Source organism: Acidovorax sp., assembly GCF_046291265.1.
Classification (GTDB): domain Bacteria; phylum Pseudomonadota; class Gammaproteobacteria; order Burkholderiales; family Burkholderiaceae_C; genus Acidovorax.
On sequence record NZ_JBKBTV010000008.1, the window covers coordinates 86,439 to 99,237 of the forward strand.

Here is a 12,799-nt window from a genome sequence, read left to right on the forward strand (position 1 = left end):
CCCTGCGCTGTGGCCCAGGCAGGTTACAAACCGCCGGGCGCTATTAAATATGTAGCTATTAGCGCTTGATGATCAAGCGCTAGAGCCGTATTTTGCTTGAGAAATCACGGTTTGCTCCACCACCCGGTCATCGCCCAGCACGATCAGCGCAAACAAAAGCTCATCCAGGTTGCGTGCTTGGGCGGTCTTGCGCGCCAAAAGCGGGGTGGCTTGCGGGTTGAGCACCACAAAATCAGCCTCGCAACCAGGCTGCAGATTGCCCACCACACCCGCCAGGCCCAGCGCCTTGGCCGCGCCTGCCGTGTGCTGCCACCACAGTTGCTGGGGCGACAAGCTCAGGCCTTGCTTGCTCTGGCCCTCACGACCCACGTAGTAGGCGGCCATCATGGTGTGGAACGGACTGAAGCTGGTGCCCCCGCCCACGTCGCTGGCCAGGCCGTAGCCAAAACCCACGCGGTCGGCACTGGCGTAGTCAAAAAAGCCACTGCCCAGAAACAGGTTGCTGGTGGGGCTGACGGCAGCCACCGCCCCGGTGTCGCGCATCAATCCCCGGTCGTCGTCGTCGAAGTGGATGCAGTGCGCATACACCGCCCGCTCACGCATCAGGCCAAATTCGTCGTACACGCCCAGGTAGCTGCGCGACGCGGGAAACAACTCGCGCGCCCAGCGAATCTCGTCCAGGTTCTCGGCCACGTGCGACTGAATCCACACATCGGGGTAGCGTGCAGCCAGTTCGCCCGCGCCGCGCAGTTGCTCGTGCGTGCTGGTGGGCGCAAAGCGTGGGGTGATGGCGTAGCCGAGGCGGTCCACGCCATGCCAGCGCTGGATCAACGCTTCGGTGTCGATGAGGCTTTGTTCAGTGTCGTCCCGCACGCCGTCGGGCGAGTGGCGGTCTTGCAGCACCTTGCCGGTGATCAGGCGCATCTGCTGGCGTTGCGCCTCGGCAAACAGCGCGTCGGCCGATGCCGGGTGTGACGTGGAGAAAGCCAGCGCCGTCGTCACGCCGTTGCGCAACAACTCGGCAACGAAGAACTGCGCCACCTGTTCGCTGTAGCCGGATTCGACAAAACGCGACTCGTGCGGAAACGTGTAGTTTTCAAGCCAGGGGAGCAACCCGTCAGCTGGCGAGCCGATGACATCGGTCTGCGGGAAGTGGATATGCATGTCCACAAAACCTGGCGCCAGAATGCGCCCGGGCAGGTGCGTCACGGGCTGGTCAGCGTATTGCGGTGCCAGCGCGTGCCAGGCGCCCGCAGCCAGCACCCGCTGGCGGCCCAGGGCATCGGGGCCGATGGCCAGCAGGCCATCTTCGTCATAGAGGGCCGTGCCGTCGTCGGCAAAGCGCAAAAGGGCAGATCGGTAAACAGGCATGGAGGCAAGCTTAGCGGCAGGGGGCACCGCTTGTATATGGAGCGCCCCATAGTGGCTATGGGGTTCGGGGAGCGCCGGTAGGCCGCGCAGGATTAGCGGGACAGCTTGCCAACCACGCCTTCCACCAGCCAGCTCATCTGCAAAATTTGCGCATCTGACAGCGCCTGGCCCGTTGCAATCCGCTCTTGCCCGTCGTTGTCGCGCACCGGCGCCTTGCCCGCACGGAAAGGCTGGAGCTTGCCAGCACCGATGGCCTTTTGCGCAGTCAATACCTCCTGCTGCACGGCGGCAGGCACGCGGGGGCCAAAGTCGCCGACGCGGATCATGCCTTCGCGCACGCCACCCCAGAGGCTGGCGCTCTTCCAGGTGCCGTTTTGCACGGCGCGCACCCGCTCGGTGTAGTAGCTGCCCCACTGGTGCGTCACGGCCACGATCTGCGCATCGGGCCCCGTGCGGCGCATGTCCGAGTGGTAGGCCACGGCCATCTTGCCGCGCTCCTGCGCAGCCGCCATCACGGCTGTGGAGCCGGTATGGAACGCGATCACATCCACATCCTGGTTGAACAGGGCCATGGCCGCATCGCGCTCCTTGGGCGGGTCGAACCACACGTTGAGCCACACCACCTTGACGGTGGCCTGCGGGTTGACCGAGCGCATGCCCAGCGTGAACGCATTGATGCCCTGCAGCACTTCAGGAATGGGGAAACCCGCCACAAAACCAGCCACACCGGTCTTGCTCATGCGGCCCGCCGCAATGCCCGCCAGATAGCGGCCCTCGTAGTAGCGCGCGTTGGCGGTGGCCACGTTGGGCGCGGTTTTGTAGCCGGTGATGGACTCAAACTTCACGTTCGGATAGTCCTGCGCCACCTTGAGCGTGGGCTCCATGTAGCCAAAACTGGGCGTGAAGATGATCTGGTGCCCGGTGGCAGCCAGGTCGCGAATCACGCGCTCGGCATCGGCGCCTTCGGCCACGTTCTCCACAAACGTGGTCTTCACCTGACTGCCCAGCGCGGCCTCGACGGCCTTGCGGCCTTCGTCGTGCTGGCGGGTCCAGCCCGCTTCGGTGATGGGGGAGACGTACACGAATCCGGCTTTGACGGGCTCGCCAGCACGGGCCTCTTTGCCCGACGCGGTCTGTGAAAAAACGGGAGAGAAAAAACAGGCGGCCACGAGCGCGGCTGCGAGGTTTTTGTACATGGTGGTCCTCTACATGGCCCAGGTGGTGAAAACACCAGATTCGCAGGGCGACGAATCTGGCGGTTGGTGTGCAGCTTGGTTCGATCAGCTGGAGGGTAGGCCTCTACAGGGTGGTTGTGGTCGCCGAAGCACTCAGTTCAGGCGCGGCGTGTGCGAGGGCGCGCCCAGACGGAAGGCCCCCACCACGTCTGCCAGGCGTGCAGCCTGGTCTTTCAGGCTCTCGGCTGCAGCGGTGGACTCTTCGACCAACGCCGCGTTTTGCTGTGTCATCTGGTCGAGCTGGTTGACCGCTACGTTGACCTGGCCGATGCCCAGGCTCTGCTCGGATGCGGCGGCGCTGATCTCGCCAATGATGTCGGTCACGCGGCGCACCGAACTGACGATCTCGCCCATGGTGCTGCCTGCATTTTTCACCAGCGCGGCGCCCGACTCCACTTTGGCGACGGACACGCCAATCAGCGTCTTGATCTCCTTGGCGGCTTCGGCGCTGCGCTGGGCCAGGTTGCGCACCTCACTTGCCACCACGGCAAAACCACGGCCCTGCTCGCCTGCGCGTGCAGCTTCTACCGCCGCGTTCAGCGCCAGGATGTTGGTCTGAAAAGCGATGCCGTCAATCGTGCCGATGATGTCGGAAATTTTCTTGCTGCTGGCGTTGATCTCGTCCATGGTGTTCACCACCTGGGCCACCACATCCCCACCGCGCTGCGCCACCTGCGCGGCCGATGCCGCCAACTGGTTGGCCTGCACGGCAGAGTCGGCACTCTGGCGCACGGTGCTGGTCAGCTCTTCCATCGAACTGGCGGTCTCCTGCAGGCTGCTGGCCGTCTGCTCGGTGCGTGCGCTCAAATCCTGGTTGCCAATGGCGATCTGGGTGCTGGCGGTGGAGATGCTGTCCACCACACCACGTACCTGCTGCAGCGATCCATGCAGCGCACTGCGCATCACATCCAGCGCGCGCAGCAGGCGGCCGGTTTCGTCGTTGGCGTAGCTGGCCTGCGGCGCACCGGTCAGGTCCATGTCGGCAATCGACTCGGCAATGGCTTCGGCATGGCGCAGGGGGCGCGTGATGCTGTTGGCCAGCAGCCAGGCCAGCAAGGCGCCCAGCAGCAGCGAGACGCCGGTGCAGATCTGCAACAGCAACGTGGTCTGTGCGCGCAGCGCTTCACTGCGCTGGCCTGCGGCGTCCAGCCGGGTGCGCTGGGCGTCCACCATTTGCTGCACGCCCGCCAGGTAGCTGCGCGATGTGGGCTCGAACCGCTCGGAGAAAACCCGGTTGGCGGCATCGGCGTCTCCGGCTTGCTTGTGTTTGCTCACCTCTTCGCGGGCCGCCAGATAGTCTTTGCGCAGGTCGCCCACTTTGGCAAACAGCGCCTTGTCTTCCGGCGTCAGCATCTTGGACTCGATGAACTTCTGCAGCTCGTTGGTGTTTTTGATCGACTCCGCAGTGGCTGGCGCAAAGTATGGAATCAGGCTCGCATCGCTGCTCTTGGCGATGGCCGCCGCGCGCTGCACGCCCGACGTGGTGTGCCGCAGCCAGTCAGAGCCCGCACGCTCGGTCTTGATGTTGTCGTCGACCATGGTGTTGATCACCGTGCCCAGCTGGTTCAGCTTGACGACTGCGACCACACTGCTGACGAAAAACAGCACGAGGATCACGCCAAGCACCAGGGTCAGGCGCTTGCCGATAGAAATTTGATGGAGAAACATGGGGAGAGATCCGACAACGACCAGCACACAACGCGTGCGCAAAACGGCGGCCCCACGGTGCGGAGCACACACGCCCTCGCCCAAGAAAAGGCGCATCGAGGCGTACAAAATCTCACAATTGTAGGGTTTACCCGGAAATTAGGTGGCAAACCAGTCGGCTCAACGTGCCTTCATCTGCTGAGGCAGATGTTGTGCCCTCTCACGGCACCCAGGGGAAAAATTGAACCAAATTGGTCTCTAGCGCTTATAGATAAAGCGCTAGTAGCTACTATTTTCATAGCAAACTATTGATTACTGCAGAGGATTGGCCCCACCAGCAGCCACCCCTGCCCGCTCCGCATCAGTAATCGTGCTCCACACAACGCTCAAAGGTTTCCTTGAGTTTGTGCTCCCACACCCGCTTATCGGCATTGCCCGCAAAACTCGCCTCAAAGCTGTTGAACGCCAGCTGGTAGGCATGTTTGGCCGTGAGGCCGGTGGCGGCAAACACCTGGGTGAAGTTCTCGTTGATGTAGCCACCAAAATACGCCGGGTCGTCTGAATTCACCGTGGCTGCCAGCCCTGCATCCAGCAGCTTGCCCAGGTTGTGGTCCGCGAGGTTGGGGAACACGCACAGCTTCTGGTTGGACAGGGGGCACACCGTCAACGCGATGCGGTCTTGCGCCAGGCGCTGCATCAGCGCGGCGTCGTGCACGGCCTGCACGCCGTGGTCGATGCGCTCCACTTTCAGGACATCGAGTGCGCTCCAGATGTAGGCGGGAGGCCCCTCCTCGCCCGCATGGGCCACCAGATGCAAATCCAGCTCCCGGCAGCGGGCAAAGATGCGTGCGAATTTTTCTGGCGGATGGCCGACTTCGCTGGAGTCGAGCCCCACGCCCACAATCTTGTCGAGCAGGGGCATGGCCTGCTCCAGCGTTTCAAAGGCGGACTCTTCGCTCAGGTGGCGCAAGAAACACAGGATCAACGTGGCGCTGATGCCCAGATCCGTGCGTGCGTCTTCACACGCGCGGTGCAGGCCGTTGATGACTGTCTCCATGGCCACGCCGCGTGCGGTGTGGGTCTGCGGGTCAAAGAAAATCTCGGCGTGCAGCACGTTGTCTCGGGCAGCGCGCCCCAGGTAGGCGCGCGCCATGTCGTAAAAATCCTGCTCATGCAGCAGCACGCTGGCACCCGCGTAGTAGATGTCCAGAAAACTCTGCAGGTTGCTGAACGCATACGCACTGCGAAGTTCTTCCACGCTGGCATAGGGCAAGGTCAGTTCGTTGCGCTGCGCCAGGGCAAAAATCAGCTCGGGCTCCAGGGAGCCTTCGATGTGGATGTGCAGCTCGGCCTTGGGCATGGAGCGCAACAGACTGGGCAGGCGCTCGGCGGAAATGGGGGGCACTTTAAACATCAGCAGACTCCAAAGGTGATGCCGCTCTGGCGCAAATAGCGGCGGTAGGCAGATGATGCCTTGTCGGCAGCGGTATGCAACTCTGCGCGCAGGTCCAGCGGCAGGCACTGCGGCATCTGCGACTCCAGCACGGGTTGGTCCTGCGTGAAGATGGTGTGCTGAAAGGCCTGCAGCTTCTCGTCGGGCGAATCAAAATCTGCCACGGCCAGGCGAAACCACACGCGGCTGCGCACCGGTGTGATCGGGCAGATGAACAGCGCAATGGATTCACGCCAGCCATCCAAGGCCGTGGTGCCTGCTTCAGGCACCTTGGTCAGCACGGCGGCATAGGGCGCGGTGACTTCGTACGTGTATTCCACCTGGGCCGGGGCCGTCGAATGCAGGTTGGACTGCGGCTGCCAGGCCTTGCAGCCCGTGGCCAGCAGACCGGTGGCCGTCGCCTCCACGCGGTAGTCGTCAATGGCGGTGGCATCACGGCTGCCCAGCCAGCCTTCGTGCACAAAGCCGAAGTGCGACATGTCCAGAAAGTTCTCGATGATGCGCGGTGCACTGGCGGCCACGTCATACGGCCCGCAGTTGAGCTTGCGCAGGCGCGCGTCGCCTTCGGCCGCAAAACCGGGCAGCGCTGCACTGCCCTGCTCCTCCATGCGCACCCAGACCAGGCCATGCGCTTCACGCGCCTCAAAGGCCCGTGCGCAATGCCCGGGCGGGGGCACAAACGCGGGCAATGCGGGCACCTGGGTGCAGCGTCCGCCCGCCGCAAACTGCCAGCCGTGGTACGGGCACTCCAGTTGTCCCTCTGGCGTCACGCGGCCCAGCGACAGCCGGGCGCCGCGGTGCGGGCACTGGTCGGCAAACGCCTGCACCGCACCCGCCGCGTCGCGCCACACCACCACGGGTTGTTCCAGCAGCTGCACGGCAACGGGGGTCTGCGCCACATCGCCCACCAAAGCCACCGGATGCCACAAGCTTGATTCGACCATCTGCCTGCACCTCAAAAAACCAAAACAGAAACGGAAAAGGGCCACCCGCAGGCGGCCCTCTCTGTAGGCAGCAAGCCGCGAGGCCCGCTGACCAACCCGTCGACTTACTTCTTCTCGCCGCCGGGGATCTTGCCTTCCACGCCCTTGACGTAGAAGTTCACGCCGCCCAAGAACTTGTCATCGGCCACCGCATCCTTGGCCAGGATTTCCTTGCCATCCTGACCCACGATAGGGCCCTTCCAGATGTTGTAGGTGCCTGCAGCCAGGCCCTTCTTGATCTCTTCGACCTTGGTCTTGATCTCGGCAGGCACGTCGTCGGCGATGGAGACGATGTCGATGGCGCCTTCCTTCACGCCCCACCAGCTTTGGCCCGTGCTCCAGGTGCCTTCCAGCGCGTCTTTGGTGGCCTTCACGTAGTAAGGGCCCCAGTTGATCACGGCCGATGCCAGGTGGGCCTTGGGGCCGTAGGCGGTCATGTCGCTGTCCCAACCGAAGGCGCGCTTGCCCTTCTCTTGTGCAGTCTTGAGCACGGCGGGCGAGTCGGTGTTCTGGAACAGTACGTCAGCGCCGCCGTTGATCAGGCTGGTGGCGGCTTCGGTTTCCTTCGGTGGGCTGAACCATTCGTTCACCCATACCACCTTGGTCTTGACCTTGGGGTTGACCGACTGGGCGCCCATGGTGAAGCTGTTGATGTTGCGGATCACTTCAGGAATTGGCACCGAGCCGACCACGCCCAGCGTGTTGGACTTGGTCATGGCGCCAGCGATCACGCCAGCCATGTAAGCGCCTTCGTAGGTGCGGCTGTCGTAAGTGCGCACGTTCTCGGCCGTCTTGTAGCCGGTGGCGTGCTCGAACTTCACATCCTTGAAGTCGGGAGCGAGCTTCTCAATGGAGTTCATGTAGCCAAAGGTGGTGCCAAAGATCAGCTTGTTGCCCTGGCCGGCCATGTCGCGCAGCACGCGCTCGGCGTCAGCGGATTCGGGCACGCTCTCGACGAAGCTGGTGACAACCTTGTCGCCAAATTCTTTTTCGATGGCCTTGCGACCGTTGTCGTGTGCAAAGGTCCAGCCGCCATCGCCCACTGGGCCGACATAGGCAAACGCGATCTTCAGTGGCTCGGGCTTGGGTGCCGGGGCCTCAACCACAGGGGCCGGTGCGGGCGCTGGGGCCGGTGCCGGTTCTTCCTTCTTGCCACAGCCCACGAGTGCGGCAGCGGCAACGGCGGAGAGCGCTGCCACCTTGAGCATGGAGCGTTTCTGCAGATCAGTCATGTCGGTTCCTTCTTGAGAACGTTAGGGGGTTACACACGCGAAAAACACTAATTATGGGGCGATCTACCGCTGGGTAACGCGCATTTGCGGCGCGGGCATCTTCCATTTCAGCTGCCCGGATAAAACGGCTTGCCCAGCGATGCGGGCATGTTGATGCGGATCCACGCTGGATTGCGCGAGATCAACGCCAGCACCACGATGGTGGCCACATACGGCAACATGCTCAGCAACTGGCTGGCCACCTGCACGCCCGTGGCCTGCAAATGGAACTGCAGCATGGTCACGCCGCCAAACAGGTAAGCCCCAAGCAACACCCGTGCCGGGCGCCAGGTGGCAAAGGTGGTCAGTGCCAACGCAATCCAGCCGCGACCGGCCACCATGCCTTCGACCCACAGCGGGGTGTAGACGGTAGAGATGTACGCCCCGGCAAGCCCGCACAGCGAGCCACCGGCCACCACCGCCGCCAGGCGAATGCGGCGCACCGGGTAGCCCAGTGCGTGCGCCGACTCGGGCGACTCGCCCACCGAGCGCAGCACCAAACCCGCACGCGTGCGGTACAGGAACCAGATCATCCCCACCACCAGCAGCATGGTGATGTACACGAGCGGGTGCTGCCGGAACAGCGCGGGCCCAAGCAATGGCACATCGCCCAGCACCGGAATCGCGTATTTGGGCAGCTCGGGCAGCTTGGCCTGCACGTAGCTGATGCCCGCAAACGCGGAGAAGCCGACGCCGAACAACGACAGTGCGAGCCCGGTCGCGTACTGATTGGTGTTGAGCCAGATCACCAGCACACCAAAAATGGCGGCCAGCAGCGCGCCAGCGGCCATGCCCGCCGCAAACCCCAGCCAGGTGTTGCCCGTGTGCACCACGGTGGCAAACCCCGCAATGGCGGCGCAGAGCATCATGCCCTCGGCCCCCAGGTTGACGATGCCCGCCTTTTCATTGATGAGCAGCCCCAGGGCCGCAATGGCCAGCACGGTGCCCGCGCTCAGCGTGGCGCCGATAAGCAATGCGTAAGACTCCATCACTTGCCTCCCTTCGAGGCCACCCAGCGGATGCGGTAGGCGATCAATGTGTCACACGCCAGCAGCGTGAACAGCAGCAAGCCCTGGAAAACGCCCGTGAGCGACTTGGGCAGCCCCAAACGCGACTGTGCCAGTTCCCCACCGATGTAGAACATGCTCATGAGAATGGCCGACAGGATCATGCCCACCGGGTGCAGCCGCCCCACAAAGGCCACGATGATGGCCGCAAAGCCGTAGCCTGCCGGCACGTAAGGCGTGAGCTGGCCAATCGGGCCCGCCACTTCCAATGCACCTGCCAGGCCCGCTGCGCCGCCCGAAATAAGCAGAGCGGTCCACAGCGCGCGGCGCGACGAAAAGCCCGCGTAACGCGCCGCTGCAGGCGCCAAGCCGCCCACCTGCTGGGCAAAACCGGCCCGCGTGCGAAACAGAAACACCCACAGTGCCGCCGCTCCCGCCAGCGCCAGCAGCAACCCAATCGACATGCGCGAGCCCTGCATCAGCCGCGGGATCTGCGTGACCTTTTCAAAGGTCTTGCTCTGCGGAAAGTTGTAGCCCAGGGGGTCCTTCCACGGACCGTAGACCAGGTAGCCCAGCACCAGCGTGGCCACATAGACCAGCATCAGACTCACCAGAATTTCGTTGGCGTTGAACTTGTCGCGCAGCAGCGCCGTGAGCCCCGCCCACGCCATGCCGCCCAGCACACCGGCCAGCAAAATGGCGGGCACGATCCAGGGCCCGGTGGTCTTGTCGGCCAGCAAGGCGATTCCACCGGCCGTGACCGCACCAATCACAAACTGGCCCTCGGCACCGATGTTCCACACATTGGAGCGAAAACACACGGCCAGCCCCAGCGCGATGAGCAGCAGCGGCGTGGCCTTGACCATCAATTCGCCCATGGCGTAGGGCGTCTTGATGGGCTCCCAGAAGAACACCTGCAGGCCCCGCACCGGGTCTTTACCGAGCGCAATGAACAAGGCCACACCGATCAGCACGGTCACCACCACCGCAAGCAGCGGCGAGCCGTAGGTCCAGAGGTTGGACGCCTGGGGACGCGGTTCCAGCTTAAGCATGCTGCACCTCCGCATCCCGGGCTTGCTGTTGTTGCTGGGCCAGATGGGCTTGCACATCGGCATTCCACAGGCCACTCATCCATTCGCCAATGCGCTCCACGGTGGCGTTGGCACGCGGCACCGAGGGCGACAGGTGCCCCTTGGCCACGACATGCAGCCGGTCGCAGATTTCAAACAATTCGTCCAGCTCCTCACTGACCACCAGCACCGCGCAACCTGCATCGCGCAGCGCCAGGATAGACCCGCGAATCTGCGCCGCCGCGCCCACGTCCACACCCCACGTAGGTTGCGAGACGATGAGCAGCTTGGGGTTGGCGTCAATCTCGCGTCCCACGATGAACTTTTGCAGGTTGCCCCCCGACAGCGACTTGGCAGCGGCGTTGGGGCCACCGGCCTTGACGTTGAAGCGCTCGATGATGGCCTGCGCATGTTTTTGCAACGCCCCCACCTTGATCCAGCCGCTGCCACTGACCGAGTTGGTGCGCGTGAGCAGCAGGTTGTGCGCCAGCCCCATCGTGGGCACGGCGCCCCGGCCGAGGCGCTCTTCCGGAACAAAATGCAGGCCCAACGCACGGCGCTGGCTGGGGCCCATGCGGCCCGCGTTCTGGCCCGACACCTGGATGCTGGTTGGCTCGGCGCGCCGGTCTTCGCCCGACAGCGCATACAGCAGCTCTTTTTGCCCGTTGCCCGACACACCGGCAATGCCCACCACTTCGCCCGCCTTCACCTCGAACTGCAGGTCGACCAAGTCCACCCCAAACTGGTCGGCGCGCGGCAGCGACAGGCCCCGCACACGCAGCACGGTGGCGCCAGTCTGCACGGCACGGTGCTCCAGCGCGGGCGGCTCGGCGCCAATCATCAGGCGCGACAGGGACGCGTTGGATTCTTCCGCCGGGTTGCAAACACCCGTGACCTTGCCGCCGCGCAGCACGGTGCAGGCGGTGCACAGCGCGCGGATCTCGTGCAGCTTGTGGCTGATGTAGAGGATGCTGCAGCCCTCGATGGCCAGCTTGCGCAGCACCACGAAGAGCTTTTCGACCGCCTGGGGCGTTAGCACCGAGGTGGGCTCGTCCAGGATCAGCACCTTGGGGTTGGTGAGCAGTGCGCGGATGATTTCCACGCGCTGCATTTCGCCCACGCTCAGTGTGTGCACGGGGCGCAGGGGGTCAATGTCCAGGCCATATTCCGCCGCCTTGGCGGTGATGCGCTGCGTGACCTCGGCCAGCGTCAGGCTCTTGTCCAGCCCCAGCCACACGTTCTCGGCCACCGTGAGGGTGTCGAACAGGCTGAAGTGCTGGAACACCATGGCGATGCCCAGCGCCCGCGCCTCTTGCGGGTTGCGCACCTGCACGGCCTGGCCGTTGAAGAACACGCTGCCCTCGTCGGGCTTGACCGAGCCGTAGATGATCTTCATCAGCGTGGACTTGCCCGCGCCGTTTTCGCCCAGCACCGCATGGATCTCGCCGGGCAACACCGTCAGCGACACACCGCTGTTGGCCACCACCGCCGGGTAGCGCTTGGTGATGCCCGTCAGCTGCAACCGGGGTGGCGGCGCGCCCGGAGCGGGAGAAGTAGGGGGTGAACTCATGCGGGGATTGTCTCTCAGTTTTACAACTTGTTATAAGAATGAAAACACCTTCTTGCGCTTGTTCAGCATGCGCTGACAGCTATTCTTTTCGTAGCGACGCCGCCACCGTTTTCACACAGTCGCGCAGCCAGGCGGCCGCCGCCGAGTGGTGTGTGCGCGCATGCCACAGCTGGTAGTACATGAGCCGGGGAAACGCCACCGGGCACGGCAGGATGGCCAACGGCAGTTGCTCCACATAACGTTCGCAATATTGGCGGCCCGTGGTCAGCACAAGCAAGCTCGATGCCACGATGCTGGGGATCAGGCTGAAATGCGCGCAGCGCGCCGTGATATTGCGTTGCATGGAGAGGCTGTCCAGGTGGGCGTCGATCACGCCGCGAGCACCGGGGTGGGTGGGGGTGGGGGCAATGTGCTCGGCCGCCAGCCAGCTTTCCACGTCCCAGCCGCGCCGCACGGCGGGGTGGTCCTTGCCGACCAGGCAGACCACTTCATCACCAAACAGGCGGCCCATGTGCAGATCGTCCGGCGGCTGGGGCCAGTTGCCGATGACCACATCCACCTCGCCCTGCGCCAGGTGCGCGTGGTAGTGCGTGTCGGCCGACAGGGGCAGGATTTCGATGGGGCACAACGGGGCTTCGACCTTGATGCGGGCCACCAGCTGGGGCAGAAAAAGGGGGTCGAGGTAATCGCTGGCGGCCACGCGGAAGGTGCGGGTGGCGGTGCGCGGGTCAAACCCGCGCGCATCCGAGAACAGCGCCTCGGCCGACCGCAGGATGGCGCCTGCGGGTTCGACCATGCGCAGTGCGGCATCGGTGGGCATCATGCTGGCGCCGGAGCGCACCAGCAGCGGATCGCCCGCCAGGTCGCGCAGGCGTTTGAGCGCAGCCGACACCGCCGGCTGGTGCATGCCCAGGCGGACGGCGGCCCTCGATACGCTGCGTTCAGTGAGCACGGTGTGCAAGACCCTTATGAGATGGAGGTCTATCTTGTCGAAAAGGGCGTGGTCTCTCATAGCAGTGCGTGCATTGATGTCATAAGCTTGTACTTATGCTGGCGGCCATGGGGCGCCCTACCCTCTGATGAACACGACTTGCGCAAAACAAGGCTCAGACAAGCCGCATCGCCCCAAGGCAATGCGGCCATTGCATCCCGATGTGCGTAAGTCCTCATGAATTGTTAGCAATCGAAGAAG

Annotated in this window: 10 protein-coding genes; all 10 read right to left on the reverse strand. The window is 63.9% G+C overall.

Features of this window, described 5'->3' with window-relative positions; translation table 11 throughout:
* Nucleotides 1–72: 72 nt before the first annotated feature.
* Nucleotides 73–1,371, reverse strand: a complete 1,299-nt coding sequence (guaD, locus tag ACK41V_RS05205; protein ID WP_409778785.1) for a guanine deaminase — start codon at nt 1,369–1,371, stop codon at nt 73–75.
* A gap of 92 nt (nt 1,372–1,463) precedes the next feature.
* The gene (locus ACK41V_RS05210; RefSeq protein WP_409778787.1) at nt 1,464–2,567 is read right to left on the reverse strand and encodes a BMP family ABC transporter substrate-binding protein; all 1,104 of its coding nucleotides are present in this window, start codon (nt 2,565–2,567) and stop codon (nt 1,464–1,466) included.
* Between the two features lie 132 nt (nt 2,568–2,699).
* Complete coding sequence (locus ACK41V_RS05215) at nt 2,700–4,274, reverse strand: methyl-accepting chemotaxis protein (RefSeq protein ID WP_409778790.1); 1,575 nt, start codon at nt 4,272–4,274, stop codon at nt 2,700–2,702.
* Nucleotides 4,275–4,614: 340 nt separating this feature from the next.
* On the reverse strand, nt 4,615–5,667 hold the full coding sequence (locus ACK41V_RS05220) for an adenosine deaminase (RefSeq protein ID WP_409778793.1): 1,053 nt from the start codon (nt 5,665–5,667) through the stop codon (nt 4,615–4,617).
* Complete coding sequence (locus ACK41V_RS05225; RefSeq protein ID WP_409778795.1) at nt 5,667–6,650, reverse strand: Rieske 2Fe-2S domain-containing protein; 984 nt, start codon at nt 6,648–6,650, stop codon at nt 5,667–5,669. Before ACK41V_RS05225 ends, ACK41V_RS05220 begins: the two co-directional genes overlap by 1 nt.
* 104 nt (nt 6,651–6,754) lie before the next feature.
* Complete coding sequence (locus ACK41V_RS05230) at nt 6,755–7,921, reverse strand: BMP family ABC transporter substrate-binding protein (RefSeq protein ID WP_409778799.1); 1,167 nt, start codon at nt 7,919–7,921, stop codon at nt 6,755–6,757.
* A gap of 107 nt (nt 7,922–8,028) precedes the next feature.
* On the reverse strand, nt 8,029–8,949 hold the full coding sequence (locus ACK41V_RS05235; RefSeq protein WP_409778802.1) for an ABC transporter permease: 921 nt from the start codon (nt 8,947–8,949) through the stop codon (nt 8,029–8,031).
* Nucleotides 8,949–10,019: an ABC transporter permease gene (locus ACK41V_RS05240; RefSeq protein WP_409778805.1), complete on the reverse strand. Its 1,071-nt coding sequence runs from the start codon at nt 10,017–10,019 to the stop codon at nt 8,949–8,951. Before ACK41V_RS05240 ends, ACK41V_RS05235 begins: the two co-directional genes overlap by 1 nt.
* Nucleotides 10,012–11,607: an ABC transporter ATP-binding protein gene (locus ACK41V_RS05245; RefSeq protein WP_409778808.1), complete on the reverse strand. Its 1,596-nt coding sequence runs from the start codon at nt 11,605–11,607 to the stop codon at nt 10,012–10,014. Before ACK41V_RS05245 ends, ACK41V_RS05240 begins: the two co-directional genes overlap by 8 nt.
* A gap of 79 nt (nt 11,608–11,686) precedes the next feature.
* The gene (locus ACK41V_RS05250) at nt 11,687–12,619 is read right to left on the reverse strand and encodes a LysR family transcriptional regulator (protein WP_409778811.1); all 933 of its coding nucleotides are present in this window, start codon (nt 12,617–12,619) and stop codon (nt 11,687–11,689) included.
* Nucleotides 12,620–12,799: the final 180 nt, after the last annotated feature.